The organism is Paenibacillus sp. JT31N17, from assembly GCF_056269255.1.
The window spans coordinates 561,277-585,184 of sequence record NZ_JBWDNP010000002.1; the positions used below are offsets into that span (position 1 = coordinate 561,277).

Here is a 23,908-nt window from a genome sequence, read left to right on the forward strand (position 1 = left end):
ACATAACAACATGATTCAATCATACCAAGTAGCCAATCCGAAACATACGCCTCAGTCTTATCCTCACAGATAGCAGTCTTCAACCTTTTGTAAGCGTACCCATACTCAGATTTTCACAACCCCCGACAATGAAAGGAGCACTATTAACAGCAATTTTGTAAGCGCATTCTTAAAACCGTTGAAAATTCCCAATCCGGGAGATTTCATAAATTAAACCGGTTTCGAACAACAGGGGGGCTGCCGCGTTTGTTAACCAAACCTATCGAAGGAGGACGAACATGAATCGGGAGATGACGGAAAAGAAACGATTGCAGAAGGTTGGGCTGTTGGCTCTGGTAACGGTCATGCTGCTTGGTCTGATCGTTGGCTGTACACAGAATAATAATTCCGGACCGCCAGCCGGGGGAAATACGAATGGGGCTGCAGCTGAAGACAACGGCGATAACGGGGGCAGCAGCAGCGATACGGAACCGCTTAAATTCTCTTATTCAAGACCGACATGGGGGCCGGCTACCTATACCAAGGGCGGCGCTTATGAGAAGGAATTATTCAAGCAGGGCAATGTAGACATTGATGTTAGAATCATTCCCGTCGTGGACTACGATGCGACGATCAAGACAACCGCAGCAGGCGGCAATATGCCTGACGTCATCTGGGGCAAGGGGCCGGTCGATCCGTTCTGGAAGGATATGCAGGATCAGGGCGGTTTCCTGAAAATCAATGAATATCTGGATCAGTTCCCCGCCGTCAAGGATGCCGTGCCTGCAGGCATCTGGGATAAAATGGCGGATGACAAAGGCGATATTTATTTTATCCCGAATCTGATCTATCCGATTGTCCCGTTCTTTATTAACTATCGTGCGGATATATTCGAGGAGCTTGGAATAGCAGAGCCTACCTCTGTAGCCGAGCTCGAGGCGGCACTGGAGAAAATCAAGGCGAGCGGCAAAGGGATTGTGCCCATGACGCATGGGAATACGATTCCATTCTGGGCAGCCAAGGATCTGGGCACATCATTCGGCACAACCTCCGGGTGGGCGCCTTCCAAAGAGGATCCGAACAAGATCGTCCCTCCGGAAATGCAGGAGGAGCATCTGGATTTCAAATTCTGGCTGCAGGATCTGAAGAAACGCGGATTGTTCGACGAGGAAGCCGGCGTCAATCCTGATGCTTCCTTCGGGGAGACGAAATTTAAAGCCGGGCGTGCAGCAGTCATTCTTGGCGGAAATCTTCAATCGCTATATATCGATCTGAAGAAGAATGAGCCTAATGCAGACATCAAGATCATGCCTCCTTTGACCGGACCGGATGGCCAGCAGGGCGGAACGCGCGTCGTGTTTCCGCAGGACAGGGGGTTCTACGTCAATGTGAAGGCGAAGGATAAGGCAGCGAAATTTTTTGAATTTCTGAATTGGTCCTTAACTACGGGGTCCGACTTCAGAAGATACGGCATTGAAGGCAAGACCTATACGGTAGATCCGGAAGGAAGAAAAGTGCCGATTCCGGATGAAGAGCGGGAAGCCGACTATAAAGCCGCCCAGATCGAACCGCTGAAGTTCCTCGACCCGATGAGCGAGAAGCTGGACTGGGAAGCGCAGGAGCTGAACTTCATCGGAGCAGGGATTCAGGATAAGTTCGAATATTTCAAGAGCATGTTCGAGAAATATGCGGCGACGCCTTATAACGACTTTAAGGATCCAACGGTAATGTCACCGACCAACGCGGAAATCGGCCCTCAGATCTGGGAGGACTATATGGCCAAGGTGGACGGGAGTATTTTGACCGATATGAATCTTACCAAGGAAGCGTACAAGGAAGCCCGCCAGAAATGGCTGGATGCGGGCCAGCAGAAAATCATCGATGAGTTCAATGAACTGCAAACGAATAAGTCGGAACCGAATTATGTAGATTAATGGGCCGGAACTTCTGGAATAGGCAGCAGCTGCGGGCCTGTTCCAGAACATTTCCGGCATGTCCGCAAGAAGGAAAGGAATGATTTCATGAGGGCGAAATCCGTCTATGCTCCTAATAGGCTGGGTACACGGATTTGGAAGTCGCGGTTTATATACCTTCTGATTCTGCCGACCATTGTTTATTTTGCCATCTTTACTTACGCGCCCTTCTACGGTATTACGATTGCATTCAAGGATTTTAAAATCATTGCGGGCATCATGGACAGCCCATGGGTCGGCTTTAAACATTTTGAAGCGATGTTCACATCGGATAAATTTCCGGAGCTGCTCAAGAATACGGTCATTATCAGCTTGTACCGTCTTCTATTCGGCTTTCCGGTTCCGATCCTGTTCGCTTTGCTGCTGAATGAAGTGAGAAGCTTCTGGTTCAAGCGCTCCATCCAGACGATCACGTATTTCCCGCACTTTCTCTCTTGGGTTGTGTTCGCGGGGGTCATCTACAATTTCATCGGGCCAAGCGGAATCATCAATCTCGTGCTGACGAACATGGGGCTGGAGAAGTTCAATTTCACCACCAATCCCGACGTGTTCCGCACAATTATTGTCATTACGGCCATTCTGAAAGAATTCGGATGGGGCGCGATCATTTATTTGGCAGCCCTGGCAGGCATCGACTCGCAGCAGTATGAAGCGGCCAAGATCGACGGCGCCGGCAAACTGAGGCAGATCTGGCATGTGACCCTGCCGGGAATCAGGCCGATTATCGCCCTGCTCTTCTGCCTGCAGCTGGCAGGCATCCTGGATGCCGGTTTCGATCAGATCTTCATGTTCCTCAATCCTGCCCTGTACGACGTCGGAGATATCATTGATACGTATGTGTACCGGTTGGGCATTCTGCAAGCCCAATTCGAGCTCGCCACTGCAGTCGGTTTATTCAAAGGCATCATCGGCATGATCCTCATCATTACGGCCAATACAATCATTCGCAGGATGGGGGAGAAATCGCTATGGTAGATCAAACCGCCGAATCAGCGCAGCCCATCAAGGAGCTGGACTTAAACGGGAGAAGCAGAAGCCTGGACGCGAATCCGTGGTGGGCGCAAGGTCTCATCTATCTCATCCTTATCGCATCGGGCCTGATTACCTTGATGCCGATGGTTAACGTGTGGGCGATTTCCTTCAGCGAAGCGCATGAAATCTACAAAAATCCGATGATGCTGTGGCCCAAATCATTCACGCTAGAATCGTACAAATATATTTTCAACACGGAGGTTCTGTTAAAGGCATTCAGCATCACGGTGTTCGTTACCGTGGTGGGGACCTTCCTGAATCTCGTGTTTACAGCAACCGGCGCGTATGGGCTGTCGAAGACGCATATTCCGGGCCACCGGATACTGCTGTGGATCGTGATCATTCCGATGCTGTTCGGGGCTGGCCTGATCCCGATGTACATTTTGCTCAAAAATATCGGGCTGCTCAACAGCATCTGGGTGCTTATAATCCCGCAGCTGGTCGCTCCCTTCAACCTGATACTGATGCGCAACTTCTTCTGGAGCATCCCGGAAAGTCTGGAGGAATCCGCCCGGATCGACGGTGCCTCGGATCTGCGTGTATTATGGAGCATCATTCTGCCCCTGTCCAAGCCGGTCATAGCGACGGTGGGTCTGTTCTACGCGGTAGCGCACTGGAATGATTTCTTCTCGGGTCTGTTCTTCATCAGCGATAACAGCAAATGGCCGCTTCAGATGGTGCTGCGCTCCATCATTATCGATTTCAATATGCTGAATATGGGAGCACAGGATACAAGCACGCTGAATGATTCGAGCCGGCTGATCGTCCAGCCGGAGAATATTAAGGCGGCAACCATTATTTTCGCGATCGTTCCGATTCTGATCGTGTATCCCTTCCTGCAGAAATATTTTGTCAAAGGCATCATGCTCGGCTCCGTCAAAGGTTAATCCATCATTCCCACATTTGAATCTCAACACATGAAAGAGAGGTTAGTGAATTATGACTGTAACCGCCTATCAAACGACAAAAGAGGAAATTCTGGCGCATTACAAGGAGAATGGCTTCGCCGTCATCCCGAATGCTTTGTCACAGGAGGAGCTTGACTACTTGAACGGCATGGTCGAGGCTTCGCTGAAGGAATCGCCTGAACTGTGGCATAAGCCGATGGAAGGCGCTGTCGGCACAGGCAGCTTTCTCGGGAAGCATCCGCTGGAGATGGATAAGTTCATCCGCCACCCGAAAATTTTTCCATTGATTCAGGAGGTGCTGCTCGGCGAAGCCCGCTTCGCCCAATTCGACTTCCGGGATGTATCGGTTGACCGGGCGAGCAGCAGCGAGATGAAATTCCACCGCGATATCAGCTATTACGGCACGATGGGAGGGATGATCTACGATCCCGAAAATCCCTATATCAGCACCTTCACCTGCGTCATCTATTATTTGTCGGATGTCCATGAATGCTGCCCGGCCTTCTGCCTGGTCCCGAACAGCCATATGTACAGCTCTCTGGATGAAGCGAAGGAGAAGCAGGGAAGTGAATATCAGGAGGTTCCGATCCGGGGCAAAGCGGGAACTGCGGTGCTGTATAATATTACAACCTATCACACCCGCAAAGGGGGAAGGGACGACTGCACACATGGCCGGCGGACGATGCATAATTATCATTCCCGCGCATCGAGCTACCCTCTGACGAACTGGGCGACAGTGCCGGAGGTGTTGGCGATGAGCGAGGACCACGATACCCGCCTGTTCTACTCGCAGTGGACGCCCAATCAAATCAAGTTCGCGCGCGATACCTATACGCAGCCGGTTCCGCCTTATTATCCGGTAGATAAACTCAAGTAGCGGCTGCTTCGAAAGGAGAATTAAGGTGACGAAAATCAAACGGATCCGGCTGATTCGGACGCGCCACGATGCAAGCTGGTCGATCGTGAAGGTCGAGACGGATCAGGATGGACTGTATGGAATCGGATCGGCGAATGATTATTTCAATCCGGGCGCCGTAGCTGCGGTTATCGAGGAGCTGCTGGCGCCGACGCTGATCGGCCGCGATGCCGGGGCGATCGAGGATATTTGGCAGTCCATGTACCAAAGCGGTTATTGGCGCAACGGTTCGGCACTTATGACTGCCATTGGCGCCATCGATATGGCGCTGTGGGATATTAAAGGCAAGGAAGCGGGCATGCCGGTGTACCGGCTGCTCGGCGGTCCATGCCGTCCGGCGGTTCCCTGTTACGCGCATGCAAGCGGAAGGGATATCTCCGAGCTGACGGAGAGCATTACCCGCTACAGGGAGGAGGGCTATTCGGTGGTCCGCTGCCAGCTCGGCAGCTATGGCGGGGGAGGCTTCATCTCCGCCGATCAGGCGAAGCGGCCGACGAATGCCTGGCCGGCCAAGGTTATTTTCGATGAAGAGGCTTATCTGGAAGCGATTCCCAATATGTTTGAGCAGCTCCGCGGACATTTTGGTCCGGATGCCAAATTCACGCATGATGTGCATGAGCATCTCAGCCCTCAGGGGGCGGTCATGCTGTCCAAGCGGCTGGAGCCTTACCGCTTGTTCTTCCTGGAGGATGTGCTCCCGCCCGAGCAGATCGCCTGGTTCCGTTCGATCCGGCAACAGAGCACGACGCCGCAGGCGATGGGGGAGCTGTTCACAAGCCCCCATGAATGGATACCGCTTATCCAGGAGCGGCTGATCGATTATATCCGGGTCCGCGTGTCCAAGGGCGGCGGCATATCGGCCTGCCGCAAGCTCGCGGCTTTCGCGGAAGCGCACGGCGTCCGCACGGCCTGGCAGGAAGGCGGGGATAACGATCCGGTGAACCAGGCGGCGGCCATGCATCTGGATATGGCGGTCTGGAACTTCGGTATCCAGGAAGATAATGCGTTCAGAGCAGAGGAGCTTGATGCGTTTCCCGGTCATGCAGTGCTTAAGGGTGGCCACCTCTACGCCAATGAACGCCCTGGGCTGGGCGTCGATATCGATGAAGAGAAGGCGGCGAAGCTCGTAAATCCCGAGCTGCAAACCCGCATGTACCATAAGCCGTACCCGATAGACCGCAAGGCGGACGGCACCATTGTCAGGCCTTAATCGCAATCAGCTGCCCAAACGTAAATAACCGTTAACCGTACAGAGCGCTTGGAGTTCCCTTAATAAGGAGCTTCTGGCGCTCTTTTTTCGTGCCCTTTCCAGCCTGTTCCAGCTCTGCCGATCCCCTAACATCTGTAATTGACGACCCTATATCCATATGAGAGAATGAGGTGCTTAAATCGGAAAAAGGAATGGTGAACCATGTACCGCTTGCTAATTACAGATGATGAGCCGATTATCGCGGACGGATTATTCGAGATGTTCGGCGAGCACACGGAAACCGTCGAGCTTGAATTGTACCGTGCTTACTCGGGCGATGAAGCGTTGCAGCGGCTTAACAATACCCAGATCGATATTCTGCTGACGGATATTCATATGCCGGAAATTTCCGGTCTTGAGGTGCTGAAACATGCCAAAGCGACCTGGCCGCACTGCAAGGTCATTATGCTCACGGGCTATAACGAATTCAAATATATTCAAGAGGCCGTTCGCGGAGGAAGCATCGATTACGTGCTCAAGACCGAAGGCGATGCCAAGATCCTGCAAGCGGTGCAGCGGGCCTGCCGGGAGCTGGACGAGGAATGGAAGCTGAATGATTTGATTCTCAAGGCAAAAGGCAGCATGAGCGTCGCCCTCCCCATGCTCAGGAAGGTGTATCTGACCGGACTGCTGGAAGGGGCGCGGACCGCTGCCGATGTGACCCCGCGCAATTTGGAACAGCTGGAGATTCCGCTGTTGACAGACCGTCCCGTTCTGCTTGTGACCGGCAAGGTTGACAAGTGGCAGCCGGAGCTTTCCTTATCCGACAAGGAGCTGCTGCTGTTTGCGATTAACAATATTGCCGAGGAATATCTGGCGCCGAAATTTCTTATTGTGCAGGTGAAGTATGAAAGCGATCAATGGGTGTGGATGCTGCAATCCAGGGAACCGCAGGACGCTGACGGCCTGTGCCGCTTGATCCGCGGGATTCTGGAAATGACGCAAAAGCAGAGCTATCAACTGTTGAAAGTAAGCGCTTCCTTATTGATCGGGGAACGGGAAATCCATTGGGATCAGCTGACCGGGGCTTATTTTCGCATGAAATGGCAGATCAATTACGGCATCGGCATGGGCCGCGAGATGATGCTCTCCGAGTACAGCGAGCCGTCTCATAGCGATGGAGCTCCGGGCAAAAATCAATTTTACGCCCCTGCGCTCAAGCAGCTGGAGGCTTATCTCGAGAGCGGCCAGCAGGAGAAATTCCACGAAGCGATGGCGGCTTTTCTGACCGGGCTGACAGAGAATACGGACGGGAATACGTACACAATGCAGGAGATTTTTCTCGCGCTTTCCTCCACCTTTATGACATGCATCAACCGCTCCGGCTTGAGCCGGGATATTGGCAGGCAGATCGATCTGGGCCGCTGCGTGGAGTACAAATCCTTTCCGGACTGGAAGAGCGTGGCCGATTATTTTCTCCAGCTGGCTGCGCATTATTTTGAGCTGCGCAATCAATCCGAATTCTCACCGTACCGCGATGTGGTGCAGACGATTGAGGATTATGTGCATCGGCATATCGCCGAGGACTTGTCGCTGACCCGTATGGCGGAGATTGTTTATTTGAACCCCTATTACCTGTCCCGGCTGTACAAGAAGCTGACCGGCGTTTCCCTGACCGATTACGTGATTCATGTGAGAATCGAACGGGCCAAGGAGCTGCTCAGAGGAACCAACCGCAAGGTGCATGATATTGCCCTGGCCGTCGGCTTTGAATCCTCCGCCTATTTCACCCGTTTCTTCAAGCGGCTGACCCGGATGACGCCTGTCGAATACCGGGAGAAATCCGTCTGAGAGGCATTCAAAAAGCCCGGTGAAAAGGACATGCTGCGCATACGGAAACGTCTTCCGATACTCGCAAGTGCTACAAGCATGTCTATCGCTTGTCACTTGTCGAGATCGCTGTTGTACCCCTGAATTTTTGAATTTGAATACCTTTGGTGCAAAGCGATCCACAATAAACAACGTGAATCGCTTTGTCACCTTTTATCGGTTAAATTCGGGGTACAAAGGTCGTAAGTGGATGCTTACGAAGCAGCTTTCTAGCGAAAGCTTTCAGCTTACGCTTCTCCAGACTATTTCCGCCTGCTCCGCCTATTATTCACCGGACTTCTAAAAGCCGCTTTTTGAAAGCTCATTTTGAATATGTGGAGGGGCCGTATGTTACTTGTCAAACGCCGATTCAAGCTGACCATCTATCCGAAGATCGTCTTCGTCTTCCTGCTGGTCATCGTCCCGCTTTGCACGCTCAGCTTGTTTATTAACCAGAAGGGAAAGGAGAGCGTGCGCGAGGAGCTGTCCAAACAGATGGAAGCCAGTGTTCAGAAATTCATGGACTCGTTCAGCACGGAGATTGACCGGATGAGCAAGCATCAGCGGGAGTTTATTGACGACAAGGATTTGCAAAGCATCAGCTTCGGCGGTTCCGTGCTGGACAGCTACGAGATGACCCAGCGTATTCTGAAAATCCAGGAAAAGCTGTCGATGATCCAGATTTCCAGCGCCCTGATCAGTAAAGTAAGCGCCTATATTCCAACCATTAACCGGGTGATTTCCTCGCAAAATATAATAGCCGATCTGCCGGCGGACGAATACGGCATGGTGGTGAAAGCTTCCGCTACAGGGGGAGCGGCTATTGTGGAATGGCAGAGCCGCCTGTTTATTGTCTTATCCTATCCCTATTACGGCTTCTATGACAAAGAACCGTCCTACGCGCTCAGCATCGAGCTGAACGTCGATACGATCAGGCATGAGCTGTCGCAGTTCTCCACCTACGGGAACGGGGGAGCGATTCTCTGGAACCGCAACCAGAACTGGTCGTTGGCCAGCGGCACGGACGATACTCTGAATGAAGCGATCCAGGCCTCCTATGAACCTCCGGAAAGCAAGCTGGGCGTCTATCCCTACCATTACGACAATGACCGCTATCTGATTTCCTACCGGACCGGGGCGGAGAAGGATCTGTCGCTTGCCGTCTATGTGCCGGAGGAAGAGGTGCTGGGGAAGCTGTCCGCTTACGGCAGCTGGTTCTGGATGCTTTCCATTATTTCGATCGTCGTTATTTTCATATTCTCGGCCTGGATTTATCGGGTGATTCACCGTCCGATGAGCCATCTCGTCCATTCTCTGCGCAAGGTGGAGAAAGGGGTCCTGGAGAAAATGCCGGTCACCAGGAGAGGCGACGAATTCTCCTATCTCTATACGCAGTTCAATTCCATGGTCGATCAGCTCAAGGTGCTGATTCATGAGGTCTACGAACAGAAGATCCGCTCGCAGAGCTCGGAGCTCAAGCAGCTCCAGTCCCAGATTAACCCCCATTTCCTGTACAACACGTATTTTACGCTTTACCGGCTTGCCAAGATGCATGATATCGACAAGGTAATCCTGTTCTGCGAGCATTTGGGCGAGTATTTTCAATATATTACCCGCGGAGCGGCCGAGCAGGTTCCGATGACGATGGAGCTCGGGCATGCCAAGTCCTATACGGACATTCAGGGCATCCGGTTCTCAAGCCGCATCGGGGTGGAATTCGACCCGCTGCCGGAGGACGTGGCTGACCTGCCGGTGCCGCGGCTGTTCCTGCAGCCGGTTCTGGAGAATGCGTACAACCATGGGCTCGAGCATGTTGTTCGCAACGGAAGGATCGCGGTATCCTTCGAGGCGGATGAGGCAAGCTTTATCATTCGCGTTGAGGACAGCGGCAGGGCGCCGGATGATGCCGGCATGGAGGAGCTCCGGCGAAAGCTTCGCGTCCGCGACGATCAGATGGAAACGACGGGACTGATTAATGTGCACCGCCGCATTCAGCTTGTCTTCGGCCAGGAGAGCGGCATTACCCTGGAGCGAAGCGCTCTCGGGGGACTGAAGGTAACGATATTGATAATGCGCGGCCCCAAGAAGTCATAAGAAGTCAACATATGTGCAATTGTGAATCTGTCCGTTTGCCGCCGTATTCCGCATAATGGGAGATGTAGAACAATACAGGATCCGACAGGGGGATTAACATTGAAAAGCGCAAAGAGGTTCAAGGGAACGCTTGCAGTCCTGCTCGCTTGTATGATGGTATTGATAGCGGCTTGCTCGAACAACGGCACAAACAATCAAGAGGGAGCAGATGCCCCGCCAAGCGGGAAAGAGAATATCGGCAATGCCGCAGCGACTCCTCCGGCAGATCCCATGGCCAAATACGACCCGCCCATTGAGTTGACAACGGTTGCATTCCAGATGGAAAACCCGGTCTATCCTCAAGGGGACGATATTGACCACAATGTATGGAGAAGGGAATACGAGGCCCAGCTCGGCATTAAAGTGAAGAACCTGTGGGTGGCCAGCAGCTCTCCCGAGGTCAGAGACCAGAAGATGAGCGTGGCGATTGCCTCGGGCAATCTGCCGGACATCATGGACGTGTCGGCCCGCGAGCTGCAGATGATGATCGACGCCGATATGGTCGAGGATCTGACCGACGTATTCGATCAATATGCTTCGGATGCCGTGAAGGCCAACCTGAATTCCAATAGCGGCATTATGATGCAGGCAGCCTCCAGCAATGGCAAATTGATGGCCATTCCCAATACGACCTCGGGCGGAGGCACCGATGGAGCGCAGCTGGTATGGGTCAGGACGGATTGGCTGGAGAAATTGAATCTTGAACCGCCGAAAACGATGGAGGATGTCATCAACATCGCGCGCGCTTTTACGAATGACGATCCCGACGGCAACAACAAGAAGGACACGTTCGGACTTGCGATCGGCAAGAATGTATATGACGGATTTGCAGGCGTAGAAGGCTTCTTCGCCGGCTATCATGCTTACCCGTACAGCACGGATGTGACGATGTGGCAGAAGGATGAAGCGACGGGCCAGCTGGTCTACAGCAGCATCCAGCCGCAGGTCAAGGAAGGGCTGATTGCTCTGAACAGCATGTTCAAGGAAGGCTTGATCGATCCGGAATTCGCCGTCAAGGACGGTACGAAGGTTGCAGAATCGGAAACTTCTGGCAAGATTGGCCTGCATTTCGGTCAATTCTGGAACGCTTCCTGGCCGCTCAACGATCTGAAGCAGCGCGACAAGAATGCCGAATGGATGCCGTATCCGCTTGTATCGGTTGACGACCAGCCGGCCAAGGCGTATATTCCACAGCCGGTACCGGCCCATTTCTACGTCGTCAAGAAAGGCACGGAGCATAAAGAAGCGATCGTCAAGATGCTGAATTTCTACTACGAGAAGATTTACGGCGAAAATGCCGAATCCTCCAAATATCATACGATTACGGAAGGCGACAAGAAAATTCCGGTATTCGGCGGCGCAGTGATCCAGACGTTCACGATGGATACCAACATCAACGCGCATGAGCTGGTGACCGAGGCTTTGAAAACCGGCGACACCTCCAAGCTGAACGAAGAATTCAAAGGCTACTATGACCAGATGAAGGAAGCTACGGCGGGCACGAATTTTACAGGCTGGTATTTGAACCCGATCTTCGGCGAGAACGGCGCGTATGCCATACTCAAAACCTACAACGAGAACGACCGGGTCGTATCCAATGCCTTTTACGGGACGCCTACGCCAACGATGGTCGAGAAGGGCTCATTCCTTAAACAGCAGGAATTCGAAACCTTCATCAAAATCATCATGGGAGCCGCCTCGCCGGATGCGTTCGATAAATTCGTCGGGGACTGGAAGCAGCTTGGCGGGGATCAAATCACCCAAGAAGTCAATGAGTGGTATGCAGCAAGCGATGCCAAATAAGATCAGGCTGCTCGAAGGGGAGGGTCATCCCTCTCCTTATTGCTTTGGACAGGAGGACCGAATATGAAAATTCCGCAGTGGAAAAAAGAGCTGCCGCTTCATCTCATGGTATGGCCGGCTCTCGCACTAGTGCTCGTATACAGCTACGGCCCGATGCTGGGCATCATTATCGCTTTCCAGAAATATTATCCGACGCTCGGCTTCCTGAAATCGGAGTGGGTCGGTTGGGACAACTTCGAGTACCTGTTCCATCTGCCTAATATCTGGAGCGTTGTGGGCAATACCCTGTATATTTCCGCGATGAAAATCATTGCTGGACAGGTTGTTCCGATTGCGGCGGCGCTTGCGCTCAACGAAATCCGCGTACGCAAGTTCAAGCGTTCCGTACAGACGCTCGTTTATTTGCCCCACTTCCTGTCCTGGGTCATTCTGGGCGGAATCATGATTGATCTGCTGTCCCCTTCAACAGGGATCATCAATCAGGTCATGGGAATGTTCGGTCTTAAGCCGGTCTTCTTCCTGGCCGACAACAACTGGTTTCCGTTCGTCCTTGTGATCTCGGACGTATGGAAGGAATTCGGTTTCAGCACCATCGTCTACCTGGCTGCCTTGACCGGCATTAATCCCGCTCTCTATGAAGCGGCTGTCATGGACGGAGCCAACCGGAGAAGACAAACCTGGCATATTACGCTGCCGGGAATGATGCCTGTCGTCATTCTGCTCGCTACGCTGAGCATGGGCAATGTGCTCAATGCCGGCTTCGATCAGGTATTCAATCTGTACAGCACGGTCGTATACGAATCCGGAGATATTATCGATACCTTCGTTTACCGGCTGGGGCTGCTGGATTATCAATACAGCGTCGCGACAGCCGTGGGACTGTTTAAATCCATTGTTTCCCTTATTTTCATAGCGGGGTCTTACTTTCTCGCTTTCCGGTTCGCCAACTATCGTATTTTCTAGCAGCAAAGGGAGGGGTGCGACTTGGTTGAGAACAAGACGCTCAGTCAAAAAATTTTTACAATCGGCAACTATACCGCACTAAGCCTGCTGGCGCTGCTTTGCATATTTCCGCTGGTCCATATTCTGGCCATCTCATTCAGCTCCAGCAGTGCGGCCACGGCGGGCCAGGTCGGCCTGTGGCCGGTCGATTTTACGGTCAAATCCTATTCGTTCGTCGTCAATGAGCCGGCTTTCCTCAAATCTTTTGTTGTAACGCTGAAGCGGGTGGCGCTGGGCGTATCCTTGAATATGATGCTGGGCGTACTGGTCGCCTATGCCCTGTCCAAGGAGGTCCGGGAATTCCGCTTCCGCACCGTCTATGTATGGACGTTCGTCATTACGATGCTGTTCAATGGCGGACTTATTCCAACGTACGTGATTGTGCAGAAGACGGGTCTGATCGACTCGATATGGGCCTTGGTTATCCCGAGCGCAGTCAATGTGTTCAACATTATTCTCATTCTGAATTTCTTCCGCGGACTGCCGAAGGAGCTGCTGGAGGCTTCCTTCATCGATGGAGCTGGCCACTGGAAAACGCTGCTCAAGGTCGTCATTCCCGTATCGATGCCGGTGCTGGCTACCGTGACGCTGTTCTCCGTTGTTTTTCAGTGGAACGAGTGGTTTACGGGGCTGATTTATATGAATTCCCCGGATAATTATCCGTTGCAAAGCTATTTGCAGACCGTCATCGTGACCAAGGATTTCAGCCGTCTGACAGTCACCGATCTGACCCTGCTGGGCCAGGTGTCGAACCGGACGGTCAAAGCGGCGCAAATCTTCCTCGGAACGCTGCCGATCCTTCTGGTTTACCCGTTTCTGCAGCGGTTTTTCATCAGCGGCATTGTGATGGGAAGCGTGAAGGAGTAGCGCAGCCTGCCGGACAAGAGGACTCGAAGCAAGCGGGTTGCCTGGAGCGTGGTGCTGCCTGGCAGCCCCTTTTGCTTTGAAATAGGGCAAGACCGGCAAATTGGATGGCACCGCTTTAAAAGCGACAGCTAAAGTCCGGTGATTAACGGGCTGAACAGGCGGGAGCCGGATTATTTCACTCGCATTATACAAGGGAGATGATGGATAAGAATGGAAGAAAACCGCAAATGGCAGGCCAAATGGATCTGGCCGCAAGCTTCCTCCCAGGAGAATGCCGCCGGGAATAATGAACCGCAGATTGCCTATTTTCGCCGCAGCTTTCATGTTCCCGATAAGAATAAGGCCCGATTGACCGTGAGTGTTTCGGCCGACAGCCGCTATCGCTTATGGCTGAACGGAGAAGCGGTTTCAAACGGGCCGTGCAAGGGCGACATGAATATTCATTATTATGAAGTCGTTGATGTGACAGATAAACTATTGGACGGCCGGAACGTATGGGCCGCTCAGGTGATTCATTATGGGGGGCATTCCGGCCCGGCATCCGTATGGCGGTCGTATATGGGCAGTTTCCTGCTGGATGGCTGCCTTGAGAATAACGATGGGAATCTGCTTGAAGATGTCAGTACGGATGGACGCTGGCAGGCGCTGTGTCTGGAAGCGGGCGCTTTCGCCTTTGAGAAGGAGACGTTCACGCTGTTTATCGGCGGAGGAGAACGCGTCGACGGAGCCAAGCTGCCGATTGGCTTCGAGAACAAGGATTTTCCGGACGGACATTGGCCCGTAGCCCTGGCGGTCAGCGATGTGCTGGACCCTATGTACGGACAGCTGACCCCCTGGCAGCTGACGGAGCGGACGATTCCGCCCATGCGGGAAACCGTAAGGACATTCACCCGGATTATGCAGGGCAAATGCGGGGAACGAAGCTGGGCGGAGGGAGAATCACCCGACAGCTTGGCGGGTTTGGCGCTGCTTGCTGGAGGGCGGCTCACGGTGGAGCTGGATACTTCGCGGATGACGAGCGGATTTCCGCGTGTGGTTTTTTATGGCGGGAAGGGGGCCAGGGCTTCCATTCTGTATGCCGAGTGCTACGAGCTTCCGCCGGGCGCGGACGGTTCAAGGCGCAAGGGTATCCGGGATCAAATGGAAGGAAAAGCGCTCTACGGCTTCGAGGATCACTATACGCTGGCCGGAAGCGGCAACGAGCCGCTGTCCTCCGCCGAGGTATATGAGCCGCTTCACCGGCGCGGTTTCCGCTTCATCCGTCTGACCCTTCAGGCTGCGGATGAGCCGGTTGTTTTGGCGGGAGTCGATTATCGTCAGAGCGGCTATCCGCTGCAGGAGCTTGCCGGCTTCGACAGCTCCGATGCCACGCTTCGTCCCCTGTGGGAGATCAGCCTGAATACGCTGCGGGGCTGCATGCACGAAACCTACGAGGATACGCCTTATTATGAACAGATGCAGTATGAGCTCGACAGCCGTCTTCAGGCTTTGTTCACGTATTCCGTAAGTGGGGATGACCGTCTGGCGCGCAAAACGATCCGCGACTTTCACAGCTCACTGCTTCCCGGCGGCATGCTGCAGAGTCGGTATCCTTCTGTTTCGAGGCAGGTTATCCCGGGATTCGCTTTGTTTTGGCTGATGATGGTTTATGACCATTACAGCCACTTCGGAGATCCTGCGCTGGTGAAGCGGTACCGTCCGGGTATGGATGCCGTTCTTGGCTGGTTCGAGGACCGCCGAAACGAGAGCGGGCTTGTCGGACAGATTCCGGAGGGCTACTGGTCGTTCGTCGATTGGACGATGGAGTGGAAGGGTAATGCCGGTGCGCCGCAGGCTGGAAGGTCGGGTCCCATGACGGTATACAGCCTGATGTATGCGGATGCGCTTGTCAAAGCGGCGGAGATGAATGAATGGACCGGGAGAAAGGATACCGGAGCGGAATACCGCGTCCGGGCGGAAACCATCCGTGAAGCGGTCCGCCGGCACTGCTGGTCAGGGGAGCGGAAGCTTTTCCGCGACGGCCCTTCCGTTGAAGCCTACAGTCAGCATGCCCAGCTGTGGGCGGTTCTCTCCGGTACGGTCGAAGGGGCGGAGGCCCGGGAATTAACGGAGCGCATGCTTGACCGCAATGCGGCAGCAATGGCGAAGGTATCCAGCGCCATGTCCTACTACCTGTTCCGCACTCTTGCCAAGACGGGTCTGTACGAGAAGACTTTTGCGCTGTGGGATACCTGGCGGGAGCAGGTGGATCTGCATTTGACGGCCTGGGTGGAGGATCCCGTGTCGGAGCGCAGCGATTGTCACGCATGGGGGTCGCTGCCCTTATATGAATTTCCTGCGGAAATTCTGGGCGTCAAGCCGCTGAAGCCGGGTTTTGCGGCAATTGAAATTTCGCCTGTTGTGGGACCTCTGCGCTGGGCAAAGGGAAGCGCCTCGACTCCCCATGGGCTTGTGGAGGTGGAGTGGAGACTCGAAGCGGATCAGTTTACTATCCGGATCAACGCGCCAGCGGGCATCCCTGCAACGATCCGTATGCCTGGCGGCGAGGTCCGGCATGTGGAAGATGCACGATCTCTGGAATTGGCGTGCACATATAAACGAGCAGACCTTGACAGAAATGGAGCGGACGAACAATGAATGTGGGAATTGCATACTATCCGGAGCATCATGACAGGGAGCAGTGGGCGGCCGATTACCGCAAGCTGGTTGATGCCGGGATCACATCGATCCGGATCGCGGAATTTGCCTGGTCCAGCCTGGAGCCGCAGGACGGGCAGTATAACTGGAAATGGCTGGACGACGCTATTGATTTGGCCGCCGAAGCCGGCATCGGGGTAGTGCTCTGCACGCCGACGGCTTGTCCGCCGATCTGGCTGGCAGAGAAGCATCCGGAGATTCTGCCTGTCCACAAGGATGGCCGGACAGTCGGCTTCGGCGCCCGCCAGCACCGCTCATATTTTTCGGATCACTATGTGAAATATTCGCTGCGCATCGTGGATTTGATGGCGCAGCGTTACGGCAGTCATCCGAATGTCGTCGCTTGGCAGCTTGATAATGAATTTGGGGGCGAAACCAAATACGATTACGGAGCATGCGCGAAGCAGGCTTTTCATGGGTATTTGGCCGAAAAGTATGGAACGATCGAAGCTCTGAACGACAGCTGGGGGACGGCTTTCTGGTCCCAGCATTATCACAGCTTCGGCCAGATTCCGCTGCCGGGGCCAGTAAGCTCCGATGTGATGATGTGGCATCATCCCAGTCTGGAGCTGGAGTTTGCCCGGTTCTCTTCGGACGGCATGGTTCAATTCGCGCAGCTGCAGGCCCGGGCATTAAGGCCGTATATCGGCGGGCGACCGATTACGACCAATGCCTTTATGTTCAGCTGGGGCGATAATGTCAATTGGGCGGAGATGTTTGCCGAGCTTGATGTGGCAGGCATCGATATCTATAGCAGCAAGCCGTATGAGATTGCCTTTTACTGCGATGCGAGCAGAGGCGTGCTCGCCAAGCCGTTCTGGATCATGGAGTTTGGAGCAAGCTCGCCGGAGCTGGAAGCGAAGCTCACGCTCGTTCAGGGGAGAGGCTGCGAGAGCTTCTTCCTGTTCAAGATGAAGCCTTTTCCATGGGGACAGGAGCAGTCCAGGGGCGGTCCCGAGCTGCTGACGATAACCGGGGAGCCGGGCCCGAATTATGAGGCGGTGCAGCAGTATATCAAGCAGCATGGCGCAGACACAGAGCTGAGTGTGGCAAGCGGTGCAGCCCCGGCGAGGATAGGACTGTATTACCATTTTGACAGCTCCTGGTGCTACCAGCTTTCGGTCGGAGACCGGCTGAATTATACGGATTATACGGTCAATACCGTGTACAAGACGTTATATGAGGCTCACACCGGACTGATCGATATTTTCTATTCAGCCGGTCAAATCGGTCAGCATGAGCTGATCGCCGTGCCGCTTCATACGATTTATGACCCGCTGCTGGAGCAGCGCCTGATTGCCTATGTGCACGCGGGCGGCAAGCTGGTCGTGACAGCCGATCTGTTCCGGAAGGATGACAGGAATGTCTATTTGACAGAGGTTCCGAGACTGTTCAGGGAGCTGCTCGATTGGCATGAGAACAACTTTGTCACCGATGGCATCCCGGAGCGGCGGGCTGTATATTTGACACATAAGAGCGGACAAGGGCAGACCTGGCTGCTGGCAAGAGACGCATCGCAGGAAGAGTGGCTGGAAGTGATAGAGACAGCACTGGAAGTTTAATATACAGGAGGAACAGACATGCAGCGCACAGCTATTGAACTGCCCGAGTGGCAGTTTCAGATTGACCAGAATGACAGAGGCGAGAGACAGGAATGGTTCCTCCAAGCCTATGACAAGTCAGGCTGGATGTCCGTTCAGGCTCCCGGGCCATGGGATTTCTATCAGGAAGCCTTCTGGGGTTATGAGGGAGTCGGCTGGTATGCGGCAGAAATATCGGGGGAGCTGGCAGAGCCCCATTCCCTTCAGCGGATTGTTTTTAACAGTGTCAGCGGTCATGCGCGGGTCTGGTTGAACGGCGTCTATCTGGGCGAGCATCTCGGACCTTATTTGCCCTTTGAATTTGTTGTTTCGCCTTATCTGCGGACGGACGGCAGCAATCAGATTGTCATCAAAGTGGACAATGTCCATCGCGAGGAATGGCTTCCCGGCGGCCGGGTCGTGGAATGGATTCAGTACGGCGGGATTCTGCAGAAGGTTGCTTTGGAGACAACGTCTACGGTTTACGTGGCATCTCTTGGCATCCGCGCCTCTCTCACGGAGACCGGAGCCGCTCTTGTGCACTGCAATGCAGAAGTGGTGAACGGTTCAAATGATGCGTTCGAGGGTGAACTGACCATTCAGATTAAGGGTGCTGGACTTGACTCCAATCAGCCTGTACATGTCAGCTGCCTTCCCAATAAAGCGGTCATCGTATCATGGGAATGCGGGCTGGCAGATCCGCAGCTATGGGAGCTTCACAGCCCGCATATGTACAGTCTGCTGGCGAGGCTGTCGGCGGACGGAACTTCCCTGGATGAACGGGAGGCACGCTTTGGCATCCGAACGGTTGAAACGGCGGGAAGCACGATTCTGCTTAACGGCAAGCCGCTGATCATCAAAGGCTTCAACCGCTATGACGAGTATGCCGGCTATGGCCCAAGCGTCCCGGAGGAGCTGATCCGAAGGGACTTGCTGAAAATCAAGGCTATGGGCGCGAATCTGGTGCGCGTCCATTATCCGCAAGCCCCTGTTCATCTGGACATTATGGATGAGATCGGTCTGCTGTATATGGCGGAAATCCCGCTGAACTGGTGGCTGTCCGAATGGGATGACCGTCCGTATATTCCAGAGGTTATCGATAAAGCGCAGGCCACTCTGGATGAGATGGTCAAGCGCGACGGCAATCATCCTTGTATTATTGCCTGGAGCATGTGCAACGAGTCCGGCACGAACAGGGAGGTCGGCATCGCGGCGATGCGAAGGCTGATCCGCAGAACGAGGGAGCTGGATGCAACGCGGCTGGTGACGTTTGCGACGACGGGCTCGGGCGGGCATCATGCCTTCGAGGAAGCCGACCTGGTCTGTGTCAATTTGTATTACGGCGTGTTCTTCCACCGCAGGCTTGCTTTTGATATTTCTGAATTCGACGAGGTTGTGAGAATCCCGACCGAGGAGCATTTGCGGGAAACGGCCAGCCAGTATCCGGATAAGCCCGTGTTGATGTCGGAATTCGGCACGCATGGCATTCTGGGACTGCGGGGTAATGAGCGTTTCTCCGAAACTTACCAGGCCGCTTATCTGGAGAGCGTGTGGCGGGCCATCGGGAACGCCGGAATTCAGGGCGGGATCGTATGGAGCTGGGCGGATTATTATCACCGCCGGGATTTCTACGATTCGGATGGCGGCCTGAAATGGAGCGCTCCATATGGCCCCTTTGGCGTAGTCACGATTGACCGCAAGGAGAAGGAAGGGTACCGGACCTTATCGCGATTATTTCATGAGGAATAGATGCGGCGGATTGACGAAAGATTGAATTACCTCAAAGACGTAGAATTCAATTTGAAAGGCGTATAATTTTAGTTTGAAATATGAGCTGGAGGCTGCCGGAGCTTGCAAGAGTGAGGCGGCTTTTTCTATGTTTGGGAACTATGCTCCTAAGAGGGATGGCTGGCTCGCGCAGGCGGAGATAACCGAACGATAGAAGGCCGAGAGCGGGTAGTTCGGCTTCGATTAATGTGTCGGTTGTCGGCGTTTTTAGGCACCATCCTGCTTTTTAGACAAATAATTGACTTGAAGATTGGCCTGAATCGCGATATATTAAGGAAAGGAGTTTATTATATAGAAATTGGTTTATTATAATAAACCTAAAGATGAGAGGCGATCAGGTGACAGAGGAACGAAAGTATTGGGTGCCCGCTCTGGAGAAAGCGGACCGCGTATTGTCCGTCGTATCGCTTGAGCCCGGGAAATACAAGCTGATTGACCTGTCCAGGCAGCTCGCCATCAACAAAAGCTCCATGTTCTCGCTGCTGCACACGCTGGAGACGTTGAGTTGGGTGAAGAAGGGTGCCGACGATACCTATTCGCTCGGCGAAGCCATCGCGGTGCTGGGGTCCTCCTTGGTCAAGCAGTTCGACCTGAATGACCGGTTTCAGAGCGAGGCTGCGGGAGCGAGGGACCGGCTGCAGGAGACGATCCAGTTAGCCCGGCGGATTGAGGATCACATCCTGTATTTGGGCAAGGTAGAGGCGCTTACGCCGGTGCGGCTGCAATCCGAGCCCGGCATGCGCCTGCCCGCTCATACGACGGCTTTGGGCAAAGTCATGCTCGCCCAGCTGCCCGAAGCGGAATGGAAACGGCTTTATCCCGAGAGAGCGCTTACCATGCAGACTCCGAACACCATCGGAGACCGCGAGAAGCTGTTCCAGCAGCTCAGGCAGATTCGCCAGCAGGGTTTTGCGCTTGATGATCAGGAATCCGTTGTAGGGTTTCGCTGTGTGGCAGCCCCGATCTATAACATTGTCGGCGATACGATTGCCAGCGTCAGCTGCTCCATGCCGCTTCATCAGTGGGAGTACAAGGCGGCAGACACCAAGCGGGAGATCGTGGATTTGGCAAAGCGGCTCTCGGGCCTGAATTAGCAGGGCACGGGACTTGCTCCTGGGAATTGAAGTACTACATTTCTGCGGGTATCCGCAGACATTAGGAGGTATTCCACATGAGACTGCAAGACAAAGTCATCCTCATCACCGGTTCGGGTTCGGGTATTGGCAGAAGCACAGCGCTGCTTTTTGGTCGTGAGGGCGCCAAAGTTATTGTCAACGATCTGAACGCCGGGCACGGCAAGGAAACGGTTCAGGGAATTGAAGAAGCCGGCGGCGAAGCGATTTTCATCCAGGCCGATGTGACCAATCCCGGCGAAGTATCGGCCATGGTGGAGCAGATTATTGCCAAGTATGGCCGTATTGATGTGCTGTTCAATAATGCCGGCATCAGCGGCGTTGGCTTGCTCCATGAAATCGAGCCGGAGGCTTGGGACAAAGTCATGAACGTCAACATCCGCGGCGTGTTCATCCCCAGCAAGTATGTCATCCCGCATATGATGGAGCAGCGCAGCGGTTCTATTATCAACATGTCATCGTGCATCGCCGAGGTCGGGCTTGCCCGCCGGGCATCCTATGCGACGACCAAAGGAGCGGTGCTTGCCCTGACCAAGTCGATGCAGGTGGATTATGCCCCTTATAATATCCGTGTGAACGCACTGCTTCCGGGTACGATTATGACGCCATTTGTTGAAGATTATTTGAAAAAATCGTACGATGATCCAGCCGAGGCGATCGCGGGACTGAAGAAACGCCAGCTCAGCGAAGAGCTTGGCCGTCCTGAAGATGTGGCCCAGGCCGCGCTGTTCCTTGCCTCTGACGAATCCAAGTTTGTCATGGGGTCGCCTCTCTATGTTGACGGAGGAGTCGTATTCGGCAAAAACGCTTAAGAGGAAGTTCAAAAAGCCCCCGATTGATCACGAAGCAGACTCGGGGAGCATAGTCGACATCGAATCTTGCGTTCGCCTTCGAAGTGCGGTGCTCATGTAGGTTTAGCCTACACTGCGCTCCTCCTTCTTCAGGCTCACCCAACCTTCTCGATGCTGAATCGTTGACTTTTTGAGCGCGTTTGATCATGAAATCGGATTCAAAGGAACTTATACTATAATGAAAGAGGTTGAGAGACAATGAAGCTAGTGACGATTGCAAACAATGGACGCAGTACGCTTGGTGTTAAGACGGATGCCGGTATTATCGATGTGGAGCAGGCCTTTAAGCAAGTTCCCGCAGCCGCCGATACACCGACGAACGTTATGCAGGTTATCGAAGGGGGAGATCAGGCGGTCGCAGCGCTGCAAAAATACATAAGCGAGCTGCCGGCAGCCGATGCTTCCTATCTGCTCAATGAGGATGATATCGAGTGGGGTCCTTGCGTGACCGAGCCGAACAAAATCATCTGCATCGGCCTGAACTACCGCAAGCATGCGGAAGAAACCAACGCCAAAATTCCTGAATTTCCGATCCTGTTCAATAAATTCAACAACACGCTGACCGGTCATGGGCGGGACATCGCCGTTCCGAAAGTCACGCAAAAGCTGGATTACGAAGCCGAGCTGGTCATCGTGATCGGGAAGAAAGCAAAGTATGTCTCGAAGGAAGATGCGCTCAGCCATGTATTCGGGTACTGCAATGTCAATGACCTGTCTGCACGCGACCTGCAGCTGCGCACCCAGCAATGGCTGCTCGGCAAAAGCTGCGACGATTTCAGCCCGCTTGGTCCTTATCTGGTAACCGCGGATGAAATCGGCGATCCCAACAACCTGAATATCAAAACTACGGTGAACGGGGAAGTGCGGCAGTCATCCAACACCTCGGATATGATTTTCCACTGCGATGAAATTGTCAGCTATGTATCGCAGCATATGACTCTGGTGCCCGGGGACATTATTCTGACAGGAACTCCTGCAGGCGTCGTAATGGGATATCCGGAGGAAAAACAGGTGTATCTGAAGCCTGGCGATGTGGTGACGATTGAAGTCGAAAAGCTCGGAGCGCTGACCAACCGTTTTGTCGAAGAGACGGTTTAAGCTTTACTGACCGAAGCAAAAGGCAAGAGCATACGGATGCAACAAACAAGGGAATGCAGCTGCCCGTGAGGGGCGGCTGCTTTCCCTTGTTTAATCTCAGTGAAAGCTATCATCTTGAAGCGGCCTGACGATATTCGGCAGGAGCAGAGCCTGTCAATCGTTTGAACATCCGGTGAAAATGGGGCAGGCTGTCGAAGCCGCACTCGAGGGCGATGGCGGCGACTTTAAGGTCGGTTGCGACCAGCAGTTCTTTGGCATGAACCATTTTCTTGGTATTGATATAGGTTTTGAACGTCATGCCAATCAGCTGCTTGAACAAGCGGCTGAAATGCTCCGGCGATACCGAGTACAGCGCGGCAAGCTCGGTCAGATTGGAGGAGCCGGCCACATCGCGGTCGATATGCGCAAGCGCATCGGCGAACCATTCCGGTCTGGCCGCAAGCTGTTCATTGGATGATGGCTGATGCGGGGCAGGCATCAGGCGGCTGATACCGAGCAGCGCCAGCTGCAGCCTGGCAGCGATCAGATGCCGGTAACCGTGCTCCTGCCGTTCGGATTCCAGCTTCAATTCGTCAATCATGGCGCTGAAATTCGCGGCTGCGGACGGGGGCAGCGCAAGCTTGTAGCTGATACCGCCCGAAGGACGGAACAGCTGATGGAACGAGAAGGTCTCCCCATAGGTTTCCGTCGGAAGAATGGAAGAGTTGAAGAAGAGCGCAGTCGAGGTAACAGGCTCCGCTTTGTCAGGGAAAGCCCGGTGAATGGTATTCCCCGGAATCAGAAACAAGTCCCCCTGGGACATTTCGTAAAAGGTATGATTGATGAAGATCGTACCTTTTCCGCTGTAAACATAAACGATCTCATGCCATTCGTGGATATGATCGGGAAGCTCGTTCTGAGGCGGCTTCGTATCCTTATAGACGATGCTGAGCGGGAATGGATGGTCATCGGGAAAAGGTTTGACAATCGGTTTCAAGAAAAACCTCTCCTTCGGAGTCGTATTATCGCCAGTATATCAAAAAAAGATATGTTTGTATCTGTTTAGGCACTTTTAATTCAAATTATTGATGTTATGATAAGATGAGCAAAC

17 protein-coding genes are annotated in these 23,908 nt (G+C 53.6%); 16 read left to right on the forward strand and 1 reads right to left on the reverse strand.

The window, feature by feature from the left end; genetic code table 11:
• Nucleotides 1-278 precede the first annotated feature (278 nt).
• The 16 genes from AC0YOB_RS09975 (at nucleotide 279) to AC0YOB_RS10050 (ending at nucleotide 22,818) form a co-directional block, all read left to right on the forward strand.
• The gene (locus tag AC0YOB_RS09975; protein ID WP_475789863.1) at nucleotides 279-1,913 is read left to right on the forward strand and encodes a type 2 periplasmic-binding domain-containing protein; all 1,635 of its coding nucleotides are present in this window, start codon (nucleotides 279-281) and stop codon (nucleotides 1,911-1,913) included.
• An 87-nt stretch (nucleotides 1,914-2,000) separates the two neighbouring features.
• Nucleotides 2,001-2,927 carry an ABC transporter permease gene (locus AC0YOB_RS09980; protein WP_210037384.1) on the forward strand — a complete coding sequence of 309 codons (927 nt, stop codon included), beginning with the start codon at nucleotides 2,001-2,003 and terminating at the stop codon, nucleotides 2,925-2,927.
• Complete coding sequence (locus AC0YOB_RS09985; RefSeq protein WP_475792712.1) at nucleotides 2,921-3,871, forward strand: carbohydrate ABC transporter permease; 951 nt, start codon at nucleotides 2,921-2,923, stop codon at nucleotides 3,869-3,871. The genes AC0YOB_RS09980 and AC0YOB_RS09985 overlap by 7 nt, the downstream gene beginning before the upstream one ends.
• 52 nt (nucleotides 3,872-3,923) lie before the next feature.
• Nucleotides 3,924-4,769 (forward strand): phytanoyl-CoA dioxygenase family protein, encoded by an 846-nt coding sequence (locus AC0YOB_RS09990; RefSeq protein ID WP_475769317.1) that lies wholly within the window; start codon nucleotides 3,924-3,926, stop codon nucleotides 4,767-4,769.
• Nucleotides 4,770-4,794: 25 nt separating this feature from the next.
• Nucleotides 4,795-6,018: an enolase C-terminal domain-like protein gene (locus AC0YOB_RS09995; RefSeq protein ID WP_475792713.1), complete on the forward strand. Its 1,224-nt coding sequence runs from the start codon at nucleotides 4,795-4,797 to the stop codon at nucleotides 6,016-6,018.
• A 201-nt stretch (nucleotides 6,019-6,219) separates the two neighbouring features.
• Nucleotides 6,220-7,848, forward strand: a complete 1,629-nt coding sequence (locus AC0YOB_RS10000) for a response regulator transcription factor (RefSeq protein WP_475792714.1) — start codon at nucleotides 6,220-6,222, stop codon at nucleotides 7,846-7,848.
• 366 nt (nucleotides 7,849-8,214) lie between these two features.
• Nucleotides 8,215-9,960, forward strand: a complete 1,746-nt coding sequence (locus tag AC0YOB_RS10005; RefSeq protein ID WP_475792715.1) for a sensor histidine kinase — start codon at nucleotides 8,215-8,217, stop codon at nucleotides 9,958-9,960.
• A gap of 99 nt (nucleotides 9,961-10,059) precedes the next feature.
• The gene (locus AC0YOB_RS10010; protein WP_475792716.1) at nucleotides 10,060-11,802 is read left to right on the forward strand and encodes an extracellular solute-binding protein; all 1,743 of its coding nucleotides are present in this window, start codon (nucleotides 10,060-10,062) and stop codon (nucleotides 11,800-11,802) included.
• A gap of 63 nt (nucleotides 11,803-11,865) precedes the next feature.
• The gene (locus AC0YOB_RS10015) at nucleotides 11,866-12,765 is read left to right on the forward strand and encodes an ABC transporter permease (RefSeq protein WP_210037391.1); all 900 of its coding nucleotides are present in this window, start codon (nucleotides 11,866-11,868) and stop codon (nucleotides 12,763-12,765) included.
• A gap of 21 nt (nucleotides 12,766-12,786) precedes the next feature.
• Nucleotides 12,787-13,671, forward strand: a complete 885-nt coding sequence (locus tag AC0YOB_RS10020; RefSeq protein WP_475792717.1) for a carbohydrate ABC transporter permease — start codon at nucleotides 12,787-12,789, stop codon at nucleotides 13,669-13,671.
• Nucleotides 13,672-13,881: 210 nt separating this feature from the next.
• Nucleotides 13,882-16,308, forward strand: a complete 2,427-nt coding sequence (locus AC0YOB_RS10025) for an alpha-L-rhamnosidase-related protein (protein WP_475792718.1) — start codon at nucleotides 13,882-13,884, stop codon at nucleotides 16,306-16,308.
• Complete coding sequence (locus AC0YOB_RS10030; protein ID WP_475792719.1) at nucleotides 16,305-17,930, forward strand: beta-galactosidase; 1,626 nt, start codon at nucleotides 16,305-16,307, stop codon at nucleotides 17,928-17,930. Before AC0YOB_RS10025 ends, AC0YOB_RS10030 begins: the two co-directional genes overlap by 4 nt.
• Before the next feature lie 18 nt (nucleotides 17,931-17,948).
• On the forward strand, nucleotides 17,949-19,697 hold the full coding sequence (locus tag AC0YOB_RS10035; RefSeq protein ID WP_475792720.1) for a glycoside hydrolase family 2 protein: 1,749 nt from the start codon (nucleotides 17,949-17,951) through the stop codon (nucleotides 19,695-19,697).
• 377 nt (nucleotides 19,698-20,074) lie between these two features.
• On the forward strand, nucleotides 20,075-20,830 hold the full coding sequence (locus AC0YOB_RS10040) for an IclR family transcriptional regulator (RefSeq protein WP_475792721.1): 756 nt from the start codon (nucleotides 20,075-20,077) through the stop codon (nucleotides 20,828-20,830).
• A gap of 77 nt (nucleotides 20,831-20,907) precedes the next feature.
• Nucleotides 20,908-21,681 carry an SDR family NAD(P)-dependent oxidoreductase gene (locus AC0YOB_RS10045; RefSeq protein ID WP_475792722.1) on the forward strand — a complete coding sequence of 258 codons (774 nt, stop codon included), beginning with the start codon at nucleotides 20,908-20,910 and terminating at the stop codon, nucleotides 21,679-21,681.
• Between the two features lie 237 nt (nucleotides 21,682-21,918).
• Entirely contained in the window at nucleotides 21,919-22,818 is a 900-nt protein-coding gene (locus tag AC0YOB_RS10050; RefSeq protein WP_475792723.1) for a fumarylacetoacetate hydrolase family protein, read from the forward strand.
• A gap of 109 nt (nucleotides 22,819-22,927) precedes the next feature.
• On the opposite strand, the gene AC0YOB_RS10055 is transcribed toward AC0YOB_RS10050, so the two are convergent.
• On the reverse strand, nucleotides 22,928-23,794 hold the full coding sequence (locus AC0YOB_RS10055) for an AraC family transcriptional regulator (protein ID WP_475792724.1): 867 nt from the start codon (nucleotides 23,792-23,794) through the stop codon (nucleotides 22,928-22,930).
• Between the last annotated feature and the right edge of the window lie 114 nt (nucleotides 23,795-23,908).

Coding starts and splice junctions, on each gene's coding strand:
- AC0YOB_RS09975 (WP_475789863.1), top strand. CDS start 279: ATGAATCGGGAGATGACGGAAAAGAAACGATTGCAGAAGGTTGGGCTG.
- AC0YOB_RS09980 (WP_210037384.1), top strand. CDS start 2,001: ATGAGGGCGAAATCCGTCTATGCTCCTAATAGGCTGGGTACACGGATT.
- AC0YOB_RS09985 (WP_475792712.1), top strand. CDS start 2,921: ATGGTAGATCAAACCGCCGAATCAGCGCAGCCCATCAAGGAGCTGGAC.
- AC0YOB_RS09990 (WP_475769317.1), top strand. CDS start 3,924: ATGACTGTAACCGCCTATCAAACGACAAAAGAGGAAATTCTGGCGCAT.
- AC0YOB_RS10000 (WP_475792714.1), top strand. CDS start 6,220: ATGTACCGCTTGCTAATTACAGATGATGAGCCGATTATCGCGGACGGA.
- AC0YOB_RS10005 (WP_475792715.1), top strand. CDS start 8,215: ATGTTACTTGTCAAACGCCGATTCAAGCTGACCATCTATCCGAAGATC.
- AC0YOB_RS10015 (WP_210037391.1), top strand. CDS start 11,866: ATGAAAATTCCGCAGTGGAAAAAAGAGCTGCCGCTTCATCTCATGGTA.
- AC0YOB_RS10025 (WP_475792718.1), top strand. CDS start 13,882: ATGGAAGAAAACCGCAAATGGCAGGCCAAATGGATCTGGCCGCAAGCT.
- AC0YOB_RS10030 (WP_475792719.1), top strand. CDS start 16,305: ATGAATGTGGGAATTGCATACTATCCGGAGCATCATGACAGGGAGCAG.
- AC0YOB_RS10035 (WP_475792720.1), top strand. CDS start 17,949: ATGCAGCGCACAGCTATTGAACTGCCCGAGTGGCAGTTTCAGATTGAC.
- AC0YOB_RS10045 (WP_475792722.1), top strand. CDS start 20,908: ATGAGACTGCAAGACAAAGTCATCCTCATCACCGGTTCGGGTTCGGGT.
- AC0YOB_RS10050 (WP_475792723.1), top strand. CDS start 21,919: ATGAAGCTAGTGACGATTGCAAACAATGGACGCAGTACGCTTGGTGTT.